The sequence below is a fragment of the Desulfobulbus elongatus DSM 2908 genome (genome assembly GCF_000621145.1).
GTDB classification, from domain to species: Bacteria; Desulfobacterota; Desulfobulbia; order Desulfobulbales; family Desulfobulbaceae; genus Desulfobulbus; species Desulfobulbus elongatus.
The window spans coordinates 28612-43603 of the sequence record NZ_JHZB01000011.1; the positions used below are offsets into that span (position 1 = coordinate 28612).

12 protein-coding genes are annotated in these 14992 nt (G+C 65.9%); 2 read left to right on the forward strand and 10 right to left on the reverse strand.

The window, feature by feature from the left end; translation table 11 throughout:
• Nucleotides 1–25: 25 nt before the first annotated feature.
• From fdhE to fdnG, 4 genes are all read right to left on the reverse strand, one after another.
• Complete coding sequence (fdhE, locus tag Q362_RS0107725) at nt 26–934, reverse strand: formate dehydrogenase accessory protein FdhE (protein ID WP_028318211.1); 909 nt, start codon at nt 932–934, stop codon at nt 26–28.
• 100 nt (nt 935–1034) lie between these two features.
• Nucleotides 1035–1655 carry a formate dehydrogenase subunit gamma gene (locus tag Q362_RS0107730; protein ID WP_028318212.1) on the reverse strand — a complete coding sequence of 207 codons (621 nt, stop codon included), beginning with the start codon at nt 1653–1655 and terminating at the stop codon, nt 1035–1037.
• The gene (fdxH, locus tag Q362_RS0107735) at nt 1652–2524 is read right to left on the reverse strand and encodes a formate dehydrogenase subunit beta (RefSeq protein ID WP_028318213.1); all 873 of its coding nucleotides are present in this window, start codon (nt 2522–2524) and stop codon (nt 1652–1654) included. Before fdxH ends, Q362_RS0107730 begins: the two co-directional genes overlap by 4 nt.
• 11 nt (nt 2525–2535) lie before the next feature.
• A complete protein-coding gene (gene fdnG / locus Q362_RS0107740) occupies nt 2536–5607 on the reverse strand; it encodes a formate dehydrogenase-N subunit alpha (protein WP_084312435.1) in 3072 nt (1023 codons plus the stop codon).
• 295 nt (nt 5608–5902) lie between these two features.
• Here fdnG and Q362_RS0107750 point away from each other — a divergent pair, with 295 nt between their 5' ends.
• The gene (locus tag Q362_RS0107750; RefSeq protein ID WP_051553882.1) at nt 5903–6346 is read left to right on the forward strand and encodes a LexA family protein; all 444 of its coding nucleotides are present in this window, start codon (nt 5903–5905) and stop codon (nt 6344–6346) included.
• A 3-nt stretch (nt 6347–6349) separates the two neighbouring features.
• A complete protein-coding gene (gene umuC / locus Q362_RS0107755) occupies nt 6350–7597 on the forward strand; it encodes a translesion error-prone DNA polymerase V subunit UmuC (protein WP_028318217.1) in 1248 nt (415 codons plus the stop codon).
• Between the two features lie 166 nt (nt 7598–7763).
• On the opposite strand, the gene Q362_RS0107760 is transcribed toward umuC, so the two are convergent.
• Genes Q362_RS0107760 through Q362_RS0107785 form a run of 6 tightly spaced genes read right to left on the reverse strand, consistent with a single transcriptional unit; the run spans nt 7764 to nt 14987 of the window.
• Nucleotides 7764–8939, reverse strand: a complete 1176-nt coding sequence (locus tag Q362_RS0107760; RefSeq protein ID WP_028318218.1) for an MFS transporter — start codon at nt 8937–8939, stop codon at nt 7764–7766.
• Nucleotides 8932–9780, reverse strand: a complete 849-nt coding sequence (locus Q362_RS0107765) for an FAD binding domain-containing protein (protein WP_028318219.1) — start codon at nt 9778–9780, stop codon at nt 8932–8934. The genes Q362_RS0107760 and Q362_RS0107765 overlap by 8 nt, the downstream gene beginning before the upstream one ends.
• The gene (locus tag Q362_RS0107770; protein ID WP_028318220.1) at nt 9777–10256 is read right to left on the reverse strand and encodes a (2Fe-2S)-binding protein; all 480 of its coding nucleotides are present in this window, start codon (nt 10254–10256) and stop codon (nt 9777–9779) included. Before Q362_RS0107770 ends, Q362_RS0107765 begins: the two co-directional genes overlap by 4 nt.
• Nucleotides 10253–12544 (reverse strand): xanthine dehydrogenase family protein molybdopterin-binding subunit, encoded by a 2292-nt coding sequence (locus Q362_RS0107775; RefSeq protein ID WP_028318221.1) that lies wholly within the window; start codon nt 12542–12544, stop codon nt 10253–10255. The genes Q362_RS0107770 and Q362_RS0107775 overlap by 4 nt, the downstream gene beginning before the upstream one ends.
• Entirely contained in the window at nt 12541–13668 is a 1128-nt protein-coding gene (hisC, locus tag Q362_RS0107780) for a histidinol-phosphate transaminase (RefSeq protein ID WP_028318222.1), read from the reverse strand. Before hisC ends, Q362_RS0107775 begins: the two co-directional genes overlap by 4 nt.
• On the reverse strand, nt 13665–14987 hold the full coding sequence (locus tag Q362_RS0107785) for a hypothetical protein (protein WP_028318223.1): 1323 nt from the start codon (nt 14985–14987) through the stop codon (nt 13665–13667). Before Q362_RS0107785 ends, hisC begins: the two co-directional genes overlap by 4 nt.
• Nucleotides 14988–14992: the final 5 nt, after the last annotated feature.

The window sequence follows — 14992 nt, forward strand, 5'->3', positions numbered from 1 at the left end:
GCAGGAGGGATGGACGCCCTGCTTCTTACATCATGAAGAAGTTGGTGCCGATGTTGGTGTACTGCCGTTCCTCGCTCATGAGCAGGTCGAGGGTCAGGGTGGCGATGTCGTCGGCCACCGGATCGGCGAGGGCGTCGTGCTCCCGGACAAGAATCTTCAGATAGCAGCGGCAGTGCGGGCACCCTTCGGCGCGCACCGCCCGGTGCGCGTCCTCCAGGCCGTAATATCCCATGTCCCTGGTGTTGTCGCATTGGGTGCACTTGGCGCGCACCACATGCCACTCCGAGCCGCAGAGGGCGCAGTGCAGATAGCGCAGTCCCCTGGCCGAACCGGTGGCGCGAATGACCGACGCCACCGGCGGGCCGCCGCAGACCGGGCAGACCGCCGGATGTTCCGGCCGGCCGATTTGATTCGGCCGGAGGCTGCGCGCCAGGTGCGTCCACTGCACCTGCAGGGCCGCGCCGATGAACGGGGCCGCCGCCAGATCGAACTCCTCGGCCGGCCCGTTCAACAGGATATCGGCCTGTGCCTCCAGCCAGGCGGTGTCGCCGTGCAAAAGCGGGGTCAGCGCCAGCCGGCCCTTGGCGGGCAGCAGTCGGTCGACCGCTTCGACGGCGCGGCAGGCCGCGTCCTGCCAGAGGGGATGCCGGGGCCAGCCGGCCGGGGCCAGCGGCGGCATGGCGTGCTCACGGCAATGCTCCAGCAGGTGGGCGTCCGGCAGGGGCAGATCCGGCCGCCGGTCCAACTCCTGCTGCTGCCATTCCGCCAATCGCGCCAGAAAGAGGAGATAGTCGGCCAGTCCGTGCCCGGCCGCCAGGTGGCTGAGCCTTTCGGAACGGAGGGCGAAGAGATCGGCCGGCGGGAGAGACAGGGCCGGGATGTCGCCGACCGGGGCTTCGAGCTGGCCAGGTTGGAGGATGGAGGCTGTGGTCATGGGAGCACCCGATGGCGATGGGAGAAGGGAAAAGAGGCGAAGCGTTGGTCCGGGCGGCTGGCCGCCGGCGTCGCTTCGCCCCACAGGCCGCGTTGGTGTGCTATCCCGCGATCTTCTTGTACCAGCCGGCGCAATGGTGTCGGGCCCAGGCCGCGGTGACCGTGCCCCTGGTCATGGACCGGATCGCGCCGCGCGTCCAGTAGGCGGCGTACACATGGACAATGAAGCAGACCAGCACGACAAAGGCGGCAAAGGCGTGCACCACCACCCCTATGCGCCGCAGCTCGATGGAAAACTCGGGCGCGAACCACGGCTGCCAGATGAGGATGCCGGAGGCCAGCAGCAGGACGATGGCCGTGAACATCGTCCTGGTCAGGAGCTTCTGGCCCAGGTTGTATTTACCGATGGGCGGCAGGTTGTCCATCTTGTTCTGCATGATGTCACCCATGTGTTTGGCCCATTGCCAGTCCTCGGGGGTGATGCGGTTGTCCTTCCACTCCCGGCCCACCCAGATGAAGAAGAACAGGGCCAGGCCCGCGCCGAAGAAGGGGTGCAGGATGCGCGCCCAGGTGCCGCCGCCGAACAGGTTGGTCAGCCAGTAGAAGCCGGGATGGAAAAAACCGAGCCCGGACAGGCCGGCGAGGATGAAGGCGAAGGCCACCAGCCAGTGGTTGAGCCGTTCGCTGGCGCTGTGTCGCTGAATGAGTGCGTGCTTGCTCATGACGTTTCCTCCTCTTCCTCGGTGACCTCGTTGGGTCCCTGGGTCAGGTAGTGGACGATGCCGCCGACAACGGCGGCGCCCAAACCGATGTTCATCAGGGTCTTGGCGATCTCCTTCCACAGGGCCACCAGCGGGCTGATGCCCGGATCTTTGGGCAGGCCCTGGTACAGCTCGGGCCGGTCGGCGTGGTGGAGCACGTACATTACATGGGTACCGTCCACGCCGGGCGGATTGTACACCCCGGCCTGGCCGTAGCCGCGTTCTTTGAGATCAACGACGCGGCCGGCGGCGTGGTGGAGCATGTCTTCCTTGGAGCCGAAGAGGATGGCGCCGGTGGGGCAGATCTTGGCGCAGGCCGGCTCCAGGCCCACGGCCACCCGGTCGGAACAGAGGGTGCATTTGTAGGCCTTGCCGTCCTTCGGCGAGAGCCGGGGGATGTTGAACGGGCAGCCGATGACGCAGTAGCCGCAGCCGACGCAGGCTTCCTGGTGAAAATCGACGATGCCGTTGCTGTACTGAACGATGGCGCCGGGCGCGGGGCAGGATTTGAGGCAGCCCGGATCGGCGCAGTGCATGCAGCCGTCCTTGCGGATCAGCCATTCCAGCCGTCCCGGCGCGGGTTCGACCTCGGCGAACCGCATCACCGTCCAGGACTGGTCGGAGAGATCGGCCGGGTTGTCGTAAACCCCCCGGTTCTCGCCGATGGCGTCGCGGAGGTCGTTCCATTCCATGCAGGCCACCTGGCAGGCCTTGCAGCCGATGCACTTGGACACGTCGATCAGTTTGACCACCTCCAGGGTGGCGCGGGCACCGGGCACGGGGGTGGTGGTGGCGGAGCGTCTTTTGATATCAAGGGATTGCAGTGCCATGGCTCACCTCCTTACACCTTCTCGATGGCGACGAGGAACGATTTGAATTCCGGCGTCTGGGTGTTGGCGTCGCCGACAAAGGGGGTCAGGGTGTTGGTGATGTAGCCGTTCTTGGCCATCCCCATGAAGCCCCAGTGGATCGGCACGCCCACGGTGTGCACCTTTCGGCCCGCGATTTCCAGGGTGCGGATCCGTTTGGTGACCACCGCCACCGCGACGATGAAGCCCCGCTTGGACCGGACCCGGACGCTGTCGCCGGCCCTGATCCCCTTTTTCCTGGCCAGATCCTCCCCGAGTTCGACGAACTGCTCCGGCTGGAGAATGGCATCCAGGATGGCGTGCTTGGTCCAGAAATGGAAGTGCTCGGTGAGGCGATAGGTGGTGCAGACCTGCGGGAACTCCTCGGCCGAGCCGAAGGAGGCCCAGTCGCCCTTGAACACCCGCGCCGCCGGGTTGGCCCGCGCCTTGCCGTTGTTCGGGTGGAGCGGGTTGGCGGCCAGGGGCGACTCGAAGGGTTCGTAGTGTTCGGGGAAGGGGCCTTCCGCCATTTTGTCGAGGGCGAAGAAACGGGCGACGCCCTCCGGATTCATGATGAAGGGTCCCATGCCGTTTGCCGGCGGCGAGACCGCGCTGTAATCGGGGATGTCGGACCCGGTCCAGGCGCCGGCCGCGCCGTTCCAGGCGATCAGCGGGCGCTTGGGATCGAAGGGCTTGCCGTCGGGGGTGCAGGAGGCGCGGTTGTAGAGGATGCGCCGGTTGGCCGGCCAGGCAAAGGCCCAGTTCAGGGTCTGGCCGATGCCGTAGGGATCGGCGTTGTCGCGGCGGGCCATCAGGTTGCCCTTCTCTGACCAGCAACCGGAGAAGATCCAGCAGCCGCAGGCGGTGGAGCCGTCGTCCTTCAGTTCGGCGAAGCCGTTCAGTTGCTGCCCGGCCTTGAGCAGGACCTTGGCCGGGTCCTTGGGATCGGTCTGATCCTTGAGGGCCGTGCCGGAAAACTCCCGGGCCAGCTCCTCGGGCGAGGGCTCCTCGGGCTGGCGGTGTTTCCAGGTCAGGTTGAGGATGGGCTCGGGAAAGGCGCCGCCGTTTTTCCGGTACAGCTCCCGGATCGTGAGAAAGATGCCGGCCATGATCGCCTGGTCGCTTTTGGCCTCGGCGGGCGGGTCGGCGGCCTTCCAGTGCCATTGCAGCCAGCGGCCCGAATTGACCAGGGAGCCGTCCTCCTCGGCGAAGCAGGTGGAGGGCAGCCGGAAGACCTCGGTCTGGATGGCGGTGGGATCGACATCGTTGTACTCGCCGTGGTTCTGCCAGAATTCCGAGGTTTCCGTGGCCAGGGGATCGATGACCACCAGGTATTTCAGCCTGGCCAGGGCGCCGGCGACCTTGACCTTGCAGGGGGCCGAGGCCAGCGGATTGAAGCCCTGGCAGATGTAGCCGTTGACCGTGCCCTGGTGCATGTTCTCGAACACCTGGAGGATGTCGTAGCCCTTGTCGAGCTTGGGCAGCCAGTGGTAGCACCAGTTGTTCTCGGCGGTGGCGGCGTCGCCGAACCAGGCCTTCATGGTGCTGACGAAAAACTTGCCGTAGTTCTGCCAGTAGCTCAACTGGCCGGGCCGCAGCGGCTTGAGCGCCCTGGTGCCGAGGTAGGCCTGGTAATCCTGTTCCCCGTCGCCGGGCAGGGTCATGTAGCCGGGCAGCAGGTTCGACAGCAGGCCGAGGTCGGTAAGCCCCTGGATGTTGGAATGGCCCCGCAGGGCGTTCATGCCGCCGCCGGCGACGCCGATGTTGCCGAGCAGCAGCTGGACCATGGCCGCGGTGCGGATCATCTGCGAGCCCTGCGAATGCTGCGTCCAGCCCAGGGCATACATGACGGTCATGGCCTTGTCGGGCGCGGCGGCCTCGGCGATCATCCCGCAGATTTTGAGGAAATCCTCCTTGGGCGTGCCGCAGATGGTGGCGACCATTTCCGGGGTGTAGCGGGCATAGTGCGCCTTCAGCATCCGGTAGACGCAGCGCGGGTTTGCCAGGGTCGGATCGGTGACCACATAGCCGTCCGGGCCGATCTGGTAGCCCCAACTGGTCTTGGCGTAGGACCGTTTTTCGGCGTCGTAGCCGGTGAACAGGCCGTCGTCGAAGCCGAAGTCGTCCTTGACCATGAAGGTGAAGTCGGTGTAGTTCTTGACGTATTCGTGGTTGATCCGGTCGTTTGCCAGCAGGTAGTTGATCACGCCGCCGAGAAAGGCGATGTCGGTGCCGGCGCGGAGCGGGGCGTAGACATCGGCCACCGAGGCGGAACGGGTGAAGCGGGGGTCGACCACGATCAGCTTGGCCCCGCGATGGGCCTTGGCCTCGGTCACCCATTTGAACCCGCAGGGGTGGGCTTCGGCGGCATTGCCGCCCATTATCAGGATGAGGTCGGCATTCTTGATGTCGACCCAGTGGTTGGTCATGGCGCCGCGGCCGAACGTGGGGGCAAGACTTGCCACCGTTGGTCCGTGTCAGACCCTCGCTTGATTGTCGAAGGCGAGCATCCCCAGGCTGCGGGCGATCTTCTGCGTCAGATAGCCGGTTTCGTTGCTGGAGGCCGAGGCGGCGAGGAAACCGGTGGAGATCCAGCGGTTGACCGTCTGCCCCTTGTCGTTTTGGGCGATGAAGTGGGCGTCCCGATCTTCTTTCATCAGGGCGGCGATCCGGCTGAAGGCCTCGTTCCAGGTGATGCGCTGCCATTCCTTGCTGCCGGGGGCGCGGTATTCGGGATAGTTGAGCCGGTTGGGACTGTGGACGAAATCCAGCAGGCCGGCGCCTTTGGGACAGAGGGTGCCGCGGTTGACCGGGTGGTCCGGGTCGCCCTCAATGTGGATGATTTCGGCGGGAGCGTTTTTGGAATTATCCCCCAGGCTGTAGATGAGCAGGCCGCACCCCACCGAGCAGTAGGGGCAGGTGTTGCGGGTTTCGGTAGCGCGGGTCAGCTTGAATTCGCGGACCTCGGCCAGGGCATTGGCTGGACTGAACCCCAGGGTGGCCAGGCTGGAACCGCTGACGGTGGCCGCACAGACTTTGAAGAACTGCCGTCGATTGATGTGCATCGCGTCCTCCTCCTTGGTGGTAGCTCAGGGCTTTTGGTGGGTATGTCTTATGTCAAGATGCTGCTTGCGGAAACTCCTTGTGGCGAAATGGTTGGCGGGAAAAAAGAACAAAAAGGTACGATGTGCATAGCTGAGCAGGTGCCGGCTGTTTTGTCAAGCGAAATGGCAGAGGGCACAGGCTGCTGCATTGTGGTATCATACCGGGCTCGACCCGAAGCGGTTGTCCTGGTACAATGGCATGATTGAAAACCGGACCGGTCGAGACTGTCCGGGCTTGAATGGAGCGGGGGAAGCGATGCAGCCACCAACAGCGCGGGATATCGAAATCATCGGCCGGCCGGAGGCGTCGGCCGGAGTGGCCGTTGCCCTGGCCGTGGCGTCGGTGTCGGCCGGGTTCCCCTCGCCGGCGGAGGATTACATCGAACAGGCCCTCGATCTGAACGACCTGCTCATCACCAATCCGCCCGCCACCTTCTTCGTCAGGGTCACCGGCACCTCGATGATCGAGGCCGGCATCCATCCGGACGACATCCTGGCCGTCGACCGCTCGCGGGAGGCGCGCCACGGCGACATCGTCATCGCCATCGTCAACGGCGAGCTGACCGTCAAGGAACTGGCCACCACACCGGTGCTCAGGCTGATTCCCCGCAACAGCGCCTATGAGCCGATCGTGCTGCGCGAGCACGACGATTTCGAGATTATCGGCAAGGTCACCGGCCTGGTCCGGCGGTTTCGGTAGGCCGTGTTCGCCCTGGTCGACTGCAACAATTTTTACGCCTCGTGCGAGCAGCTGTTCCGCCCCGACCTGCGGCACTGGCCGGTGGTGGTGCTGTCCAACAACGACGGCTGCGTGGTGTCGCGCTCGGCGGCCGCCAAGGCCCTCGGCATTCCCATGGGGGTGCCGGCCTACCAGCTCAAGGAGGCCATCGTCCGCCACGGCGTCGAGGTGTTTTCCTCCAACTATGCCCTTTACGCCGACATCTCCCAGCGGGTGATGCGCGTTCTCGCTGAACTGGCGCCGGAAGTGGAGATCTACTCCATCGACGAGGCCTTCCTCGACGTGGGCGGCATCGCCGATCTGGCGGCGTTCGGCCGGCGGTTGCGCGCCACGGTCCGGCAGTGGATCGGCATCACCGTGGCCATCGGCATGGCGCCGACCAAGACCCTGGCCAAGCTGGCCAACTCCGGCGCCAAGCGGTTTCCGGCCACCGGCGGCGTGGTCGACCTGAGCGACCGGGAGCGGCAGCGGCGGCTGTTGCGGATCACCCCGGTGGAGGAGGTGTGGGGCGTGGGCAGGCGTCTGTCCCGGCGGCTGCGCCTGATGGGCATCGACACCGCCCTCGATCTCGGCGCACGGGACAAGGGCGAGCTGCGGCGGCGCTTCAGCGTGACGCTCGCCCGCACGGCCATGGAACTCGACGGCGTGCCCTGCTTCGGCTTGGACGAGGCCCCGCCGCCACGCAAGCAGGTCATCTCCTCGCGCTCGTTCGGCGAACGGGTGACCAGCCTTGCGGCCATGCGCCAGGCGGTGTGCGCCTACACCGCCACGGCCTGCGAGAAGCTGCGCCGGGGTCGGCAATACGCCCGCAGCATGAGCGTTTTCCTCCACACCAGTCCGCACGCCGGCACGGCCTACTACGGCAACGCCGCCCATGGCAGCCTGCCCGCCCCCAGCGGCGACACCCGTGATTTTCACCGGCTGGCCGGCCGGCTGCTCGATGCGATCTGGAAAGACGGCCACGCCTATGTCAAGGCCGGGGTGATGCTGCACGACTGCTGCCCCATGGCGCCGATGCAGCTTTCCCTCCTGGGCACGCAGGGGCTGCACGCCAGCGACGCCCTGATGACGGCGGTCGACCGGATCAACCACAGCGGCCGCGGCCAGGTCTTCTGGGCCAACCAGGGCATCGACCCGTCCTGGACCATGTTCCGCAACCACCTCTCCCCCGCCTACACCACCAACTGGAACGCCATTCCCTGCGTGCGCTAGGCCGCCAGGGCTCGGCACGTCCCTTCCCCTCCATCTCCAACCTATCGCGAAACCTGCTGGTCAGCGTCGGCTGCTCGGACAGCGAATGACAGCTCCCTCAGTCGCATCAAGGTGCCGGTGAGCGACGGCATCCTTGTTCCACGCCGGCTGATTCGTCATGGCTGGGCTACTTTGCCGGCATCTCCGACGGCCGCGGCACCAGGAGCAGGAGGGCGGCCGCCGCGATGGTAAGGCCGGCAAGGAGAAAAAAAAGAAACGTGAAATCAAAGCGGGCCAGGACCTGGCCGCCGATAAAGGGGCCCAGGAAAAAGCCCCCCTGCATCATCACCACCAGCAGGTTCTGGTTCATCGCCCGTGCCGCCGGTGGCGAGAGGTCGAACATGGCCGCTGCCTGGAGCGGCATGACAATGCCCCAGCCCAGGCCGGTGCCGCCGGCCAGCAGGACAAAAAACAGCCCGGAGGCGCACAGGGGCAGCAGGGCATAACAGAGCGCGGTCAGCAGTAATCCCGCGGCGCAGAGCACTGCTTTGCTGTAGCGGTCGAACAGCCAGCTGCCCAGCAACCGGATTGCGATCATCACCAGGGTCGCGGTGGTGAAAAAGAGGCTGGCGCTGCCGACGCCCTGGGTCCCGGCAAACTGTTTGAAAAAAAAGAATATGGTGGAATATCCGCAAAAAAAGAGCAGGACGGAGAGCAGCAGCATCGCCACGGCGAATGAACGCAGGCTGGCGATCATGCCGGTCCATCCCGGCGGGGAACCCGCTGCCCCCGTTTCCGTCCGCCGGGTAGCAGGCAGCAGAAGCAGCAGCACCGGTAGCACTGCCACCATCGCGGCGGCAAGGAGCAGCGAGGGAAACGAAGCGGGCTGGAGAGAGAGCAGGTCGAAAAGAAAGGGAATGACCGCGTAGGGGATCAGGCGCACCAGCGACACCCAGCCAAAGGCCCGGCCGCTCATCTCCGGGGGGATGAAGCGGACCAGGAGGGTGATCAGAGCGGAAAGCAGGCAGATGAATCCCGCGCCCTGGAGCAGCCTGGCACCGATCAGCAGCGGCACCGAAGTGACCCGGGTCAGGCAGATGAGAGCCGTCGCCAGCAGCAAGGAGCCGCCGACGAGCCAGGAACGGGCTGTGCCCTCGTGCACCACCGGTGCGATCAGCGGTTGAACCACCAGGGCGGCCAGGGCGTCGGCGCTGAGGATAAAGCCGGTGCTGGCCGAATCGATGCCCAACACTTGGAGATACCCGGCAAAGGCGAAAAACAGGGCGGCAATTGCCGTCACCAGGGCGAACTGGAGGTTGATCGCCACAAACCCTGGGGAAATGAGTCCGGAACCCTTAGCCACCCAGTGCCTCCACAAATTGGGTCGCCAGATTGGCGGCGACGAGGCGGCGATATCCGGCCGAGGCGCGGAGATCGCTGATCGGCGCAACACCTTGGTGCACCGCCAGGCCGACCCGTTCAACCGTGGCCGCATGCACCGGGGCGCCGACCAGTTCGGTCTCCAGAGCGGGCAGCCGTACCACCGTCGGCCCGACACTGCCCCAGGCCATGCGGATTTCAGCAATGCGACCGTCTTGGTCAAGCCGGGCCCGGCCGGCAAAGCTGGTCACCGAGATGGCCAGGGCCTTGCGGCGGCCGGTCTTGATGAAACGCTCTCGGGGAAAACGCGGCGCCTTGGGCAGCAGGATACGGGTAACAAGTTCGCCTTGCTCCAGCGCGGTCCTGCCGGGGCCGAGAATGAAGGCCGCAATGGGCAGCGCTCTTTCACCCGCCGGGGAGGCCAGTTCGATCCGGGCATCGAGCAGATACAGCGGCGGCAGGGAATCGCCCGCAGGCGAGGCGGTGCAGATATTGCCGCCAAGGGTCGCCATGTTTCTTATCGCCGGTCCGCCGATGGTTTGGGCCGCCTGGACAAGGAGCGGCGCATACCTGTGCACCAAGGGATCGGCGATAATGCGGCTGAAAGGGGTGGCCGCGCCGATGGCGAGGAATGCGGCCTCCTCGGTTATCCCCTGCAACTCCGCCACGTGGGCGAGAGAGAGCAGGACGGGCTCATGGCCGGGGATGGCGCCGCGTCGCCGGACCAGCAGGTCGGTCGCGCCCGCCATCGCCAGTGCAGCCGGATTTTCGGCCAGTAGCCGCAAGGCCTCGTCCAGGCGTGCAGGTGTCAGCACCGCGCTCATTGTTCTTCCCGGCCTGCATGGAGATCGCGGCCCGCCCGCTCCACCGCGTCAACGATTTTGGTGTAGCCGGTGCAGCGGCAGAGATTGCCGGACAAACCCTCGCGAATGCACTCCCGTCCCGGCGCATCCCCCTGCCGCAGCAGGGCCAGGGCGGCCATCTCCATGCCCGGTATACAAAATCCGCACTGGACCGCACCCTCCTCGACAAAGGCCCGCTGGATGGTCGCCCCTGCCGTTGTTGCCGCCAGTCCTTCAACGGTGGTGACCCGTGCCCCGTCCAACTGCGCCGCCACCATCAGGCACGAAAGCCGCGTCTGGCCGTTGACCAGGATGGTGCAGGCGCCACATTCGCCGGTGCCGCAGCCCTCCTTGGTCCCGGTGAGTCGCAGGTCTTCGCGCAGCAGGTCCACCACCCGCCGATCAGGGGCAACATCGATTTCCATCGGCGCCTCGTTGAGTTCAAACCGCACCTTCACGCTTGTTCCTCCAGGGCCAAGAGGACCCGTTCCGGGGTGAACGGCGCCCGACGCAGGCGGATACCGCAGGCATCGGCGACCGCGTTGGCCACTGCCGGCAAGGGGCCGTTCATCGCCACCTCGCCCACCCCCTTGAGACCAAAGGGACCGGTCGCCTCATTGCCCGACAGACGGCAGGAAAGGATGTCCGGCACGTCGACGGCCGTGGGAATCAGGTAGGTTGCCAGGCTCTCGCTCTGTATGCACCCTTCCCGCCGCTCCACCTCCTCCATCAGGGCGTAACCGATCCCCTGGGCCACGCCGCCCTGGATCTGCTGGTCGAACAGGCAGGGGTTGAGAACCGCACCGCCGTCGGTCGCCGCCACATAATCATCGATCCGGATCAGGCCGGTCCGCAGGTCGACCTCGATGCGGGCCAGATGGGCGCCGTAGGCAAAGATCACATGGGGAAAGCCGATGAAGAATCCCGTGGCCGTGTCCGGCACCTGCCGGCACACCGGGGCCACGAACTGGCTGATGCACACCCGGTCTTCCCGGGGCATGAAGGCTGCGAGCCGGGAGAGCGGGACCTCGCGGTCGGTGGGCGGATGGATCACCTTGCCGGGCACCAGGCGCAGGTCGCAATCATCGTCGAGAAAGAGCAGCAGGCCGGCACGGTTGATCAGCCGCTGCCGCAGCTCCTCGCAGGCCTTGATCAGGGCATTGCCGAAAGTATAGGTGGTGCGGCCCGCCGAGGCGGAACCCGAGGGATAGGCGGTTGCGGTGTCCGGTTGGCGCAGTTCGAGCTGGTCTGCGTCCTGACCGAGGATGCTTCCGGCCATCTGGACAAAACCACAGGCATTGCCCTGGCCCATGTCGGCGACGGCGTTGTGGATCGCGATCCGGCCGTCCGGGTTCAGCTCCACCTTGGCAATGGCGGCATCGCGCACCTTGCCGCCGTATCCGGCCGCATTGAAGACCGCGGCCAGGCCGACGCCGCGCCGGGCATGGGGTGGCGCTCCATCCTTCCAGGCCTGCCGCTCTCGCCACAGGGGATGATCGCGCAGCATCTCCAGGCAGCCGACCATGCCGGTCGAGGTGGTCAGCGGCAGGCCGGCGCAGTTGACATCGCCGTCGACCAGGGTGTTGCGCAACCGCAGTTCCAGGGGATCCATGCCGAGCCGTTGCGCCAGCTGGTCCAGCATCGATTCCATGGCAAAGGCCACCTGGCAGACGCCAAAGGCGCGCATGGCCCCGGCGACCGGGTTGTTGGTATAGACGCAGCGCCCCTCGATCAACACGTGAGGGATGCGGTACGGACCGCCGGCATGCTCCATGCCCAGTTCCATGACCTCGCCGCCGAGATGGGCATAGGCTCCGGTGTCGTACAGGAGCGAACAGTACAGGGCTCTCAGCGTGCCGTCCCTGTCCGCGCCCAGGCGGTAGCGCGTCCGGCAGGGATGCCGTTTGTAGCCGGCCGCCATGCTCTCCTCGCGCTGCCAGTGCATCTTCACCGGACGACCGCCGGCATGGAGCGCGGCCAGCGCCAGCAGACACTGCACCGTGGCCCCGTCCTTGCCGCCGAATCCTCCCCCCAGGCTGGGGGCGACGATCCGGATGCGGTCGTAGGGGATATCGAGGGCGGCGCCGACCTCAAAGCGGTCACGAAAGGGCGACTGGCTGGACACGGTCATGCTGACGGTGCCATCTCCCTCCAGCCGGGCAACGCCGTTTTCGGTCTCCAGGAAGATATGCGCCTGCATCGGCGTGGAAAACTCGCCCTCCACGACGACCTCGCAGCCGGCCAGGGCCTGGTCGGCCGCGCCCTTGCGGATCTCGGCGGCCAGGAGGATGTTGCCGGGGCGTTCTTCGTGCACCAGCGGCGCATCCTCGCCAAGGGCGGCTTCCGGATCGAACACCGCGGGCAGCGGCTCGATCTCCGCCCGCACCCGGCCAATGGCCTGACGCAGGGCTGCATGCGTCTCGGCGATGACCAGGGCCACGGCATCGCCGGCATGCCGTACCCGGCCATCGACCAGCACCGGGGTGTCGCGATGGATGATGCCGTGGCGGTTCGGTCCGGGGACATCGGCGGCGGTCAGCACCCGGACCACGCCAGGCACGGCCAGGGCCGCCTCTGTTTCCACCGAGCGCAGCCGGCCGCTGGCGACGCCTGCCCGCACGACTCCGGCCCACAACAGGTTTTCCGGATACAGGTCGGCTGCATAGGGCTCGGTGCCGGCGGCCTTGGCCGCCGCATCGTAACGGATCTCCGGACGCCCCACCTGCAGCGGTTCTCTCGGGCTCATGCAGGGACTCTTTGGTTACGAATGGCGTGGACCTCTTCAGCCAGGATCGCGGCAAAGCTTGCCATCACCGGGATCTCCCGCAGGGTGACCCTGATCCAGCCGGGAAAACGAAAGCCCGTCATGGTGCGGACCATCATGCCCCTCTTCATCAGCCGCCGATACATGAGCATGTCGTTGATCGGGGTGCGGATCATCAGGTAATTGCCGGCGCCGCCGACCGTCTCCAATTCCAAGTCCCGACAGGCGTCCACCACCAGCCTCATGCCCTCTCGCACCAGGGTCCGGGTGGCGGCAATATGCTCGCGATCGTCTTCCAGGGCCGCCAGGGCCGCCTGCTGGGCCTGGACGTTGACCGAGTAGGCCACGCTCGTCCGCCGCACCACCTCAACCACCGCCTCTGTCCCCGCCAGATAGCCGACGCGCAATCCGGCCAGGGCGTACATCTTGGAAAAGGTGCGAAAGACCACCAGATTGGGGAATCGTTCCATCAGGCCGATGGTATCGGGATACTCCGGATCGTCGATGTATTCCCGGTAGGCCTCGTCCACCACCACGATCCGGTCTTCACCGGCCTGTTCGAGGAAATCGACCAGCATCCGTTGGGTCCAATACGTGCCGGTGGGGTTGTTGGGGTTGCAGACAAAGAGGATCTTGGTGTGCCGGTCGATCCGGTCGAGCATGGCCTGCGGGTCGAAGGCGTAGTCGCGCAGCGGGGTCAGGCGGGCCTCGATGCCCGAGAATTCCGCCACCCATTCGTAGACGGCAAAGGTCTTGTCCGCGGTGACGATGTTGTCCCCCGGCTGGCAGAAGGCCTTGATCACCGACGAGATCACCTCGCAGGAGCCGTTGCCGACCAGGACCCGGTCCGCGGCAATCCCCAAGCGCGCGCCCAGGGACTGGCGCAGATCGTAGGAATCGCCGCTGGGGTAGATGGCGGCGCGTTCAGGAGGAAAGGCGGCGATGACCCGGGCCGCAGCCGGAGGCGGCCCCAGGGGATTTTCGTTGTTGTTGAGCCGGTGCAGCATCGATGCGCCGTATTCACGCATCAGGAGATGGTCGGGCTTGCTGGGCACATAGGCCTGGAAACCCCGGACATACTCGGGAATCAGCGCCTCCAGGTTCATACGCGGCCCTCAGGTTCCGGATGGTCGTACACCACCAGATCGCCCTGGCCGGCATCGGGGATCACCAGGCGCGGGACAAAACCGGTCTCCGCCAGAGGTGCGGCAAAGGCTGTGTCTTCGCTCCGGCCGGTGTTGAGTTCCACCAGGAAGTTGCCGATCCCCTCGCCGCGCAGCATGTCCAGATGGGCGGTGAGATTGGCGGCCATGTCCTTGCCGGCGCACAGGGGACGGAGGATGGCCAATGACCGTTCGTGTTCCAGTTCCACTGCCAGGACCGAGCCGTCGCGCAGCCGGGCGGGGTCGCTTCCGGCCTGGCGAATCTGCCGGGGCAGGCAGAGGCGGTCGTATTGTTTGTCGAGGAAGGAAGCCAGCGGTTCGGCGCAGTAGACCGTGCCGCTGCTCTCTTCCTTGAGCTGCCGGTAGTAGCAGGTCGAGCGGATGGCTGCATCGCCTCTCCGCAGGTGGAGTTCGCCGAGGAAATCGAAGAAGCGTTCAAATCCGGCCAACACGCCCTGACGCCGTACCAATCCGCGGTAGGGGGAGCGGGAGATGCGCGCCACCGCCGCGTCGAGCAGCAGGGTCACCCCTTGGGCGTCCGCATCGGGGCCAAATATATACGGCCCATACAGTTCCAGACAGGAACCCGTCAGGGGGTGCCAGAGCACCCCGCCCCGAATCCAGCTGTCCTGTTCGATCAGGAGCGCGCCGATATGTCCCGCTGCCAGCATGTCCGCCGCCATCCCCGGACGGGCGAGAAAACCGGGGAGAAACGGCGAACCCGCCGCCACCGCCATGGCAGCGAAATGGCGCAGATCGTCCGCGGAAGGTTCGAGCAGCCGCAACGGACTTTTCAGGTCCCCGGGGGGCAGCGGCACGTCGGCCGCCGGCGGATAGTCGCGGTTGCGGGCCAGGCGCAGCACCACCTGGTCGTCGGTGCCGAAATCGAGCCGCAGGCTGGAGACGCTGCGGGCGGCAAGCATCGGACCGAGCAACTCCAGGGATTCCTCGCTGTCCAGGCTGCAATTCCAGGTCAGATTGAACGCACGCAGGTCAGGATTGGCCATGCGAAAGGTCAGGGTCAACGCCAGGCGATAGCCCTGGTCCTCCAGGTCGACATCGATGGCGGAATCCGCTGTTGCCTGCCGCGCATAGAAAGAAAAAAGTTCCTCTATGGCCAAGACCAGGCCACCGGCCTCCCGGCGGCCATAACCAAAGCCCTCCGCGCCCTTTTCGACCAGGGACATGGCCAGGGGAAGAAAGGCCCCTTTGAAGGGCAGGCGGGAGGAGAGACTGTGCGACCGGGATTTTGCCTGTTTCATTTATT

Coding starts and splice junctions, on each gene's coding strand:
- fdxH (WP_028318213.1), bottom strand. CDS start 2,524: ATGGCACTGCAATCCCTTGATATCAAAAGACGCTCCGCCACCACCACC.
- Q362_RS0107765 (WP_028318219.1), bottom strand. CDS start 9,780: ATGAGCGCGGTGCTGACACCTGCACGCCTGGACGAGGCCTTGCGGCTA.
- fdhE (WP_028318211.1), bottom strand. CDS start 934: ATGACCACAGCCTCCATCCTCCAACCTGGCCAGCTCGAAGCCCCGGTC.
- Q362_RS0107775 (WP_028318221.1), bottom strand. CDS start 12,544: ATGAGCCCGAGAGAACCGCTGCAGGTGGGGCGTCCGGAGATCCGTTAC.
- Q362_RS0107785 (WP_028318223.1), bottom strand. CDS start 14,987: ATGAAACAGGCAAAATCCCGGTCGCACAGTCTCTCCTCCCGCCTGCCC.
- Q362_RS0107730 (WP_028318212.1), bottom strand. CDS start 1,655: ATGAGCAAGCACGCACTCATTCAGCGACACAGCGCCAGCGAACGGCTC.
- Q362_RS0107750 (WP_051553882.1), top strand. CDS start 5,903: ATGCAGCCACCAACAGCGCGGGATATCGAAATCATCGGCCGGCCGGAG.
- hisC (WP_028318222.1), bottom strand. CDS start 13,668: ATGAACCTGGAGGCGCTGATTCCCGAGTATGTCCGGGGTTTCCAGGCC.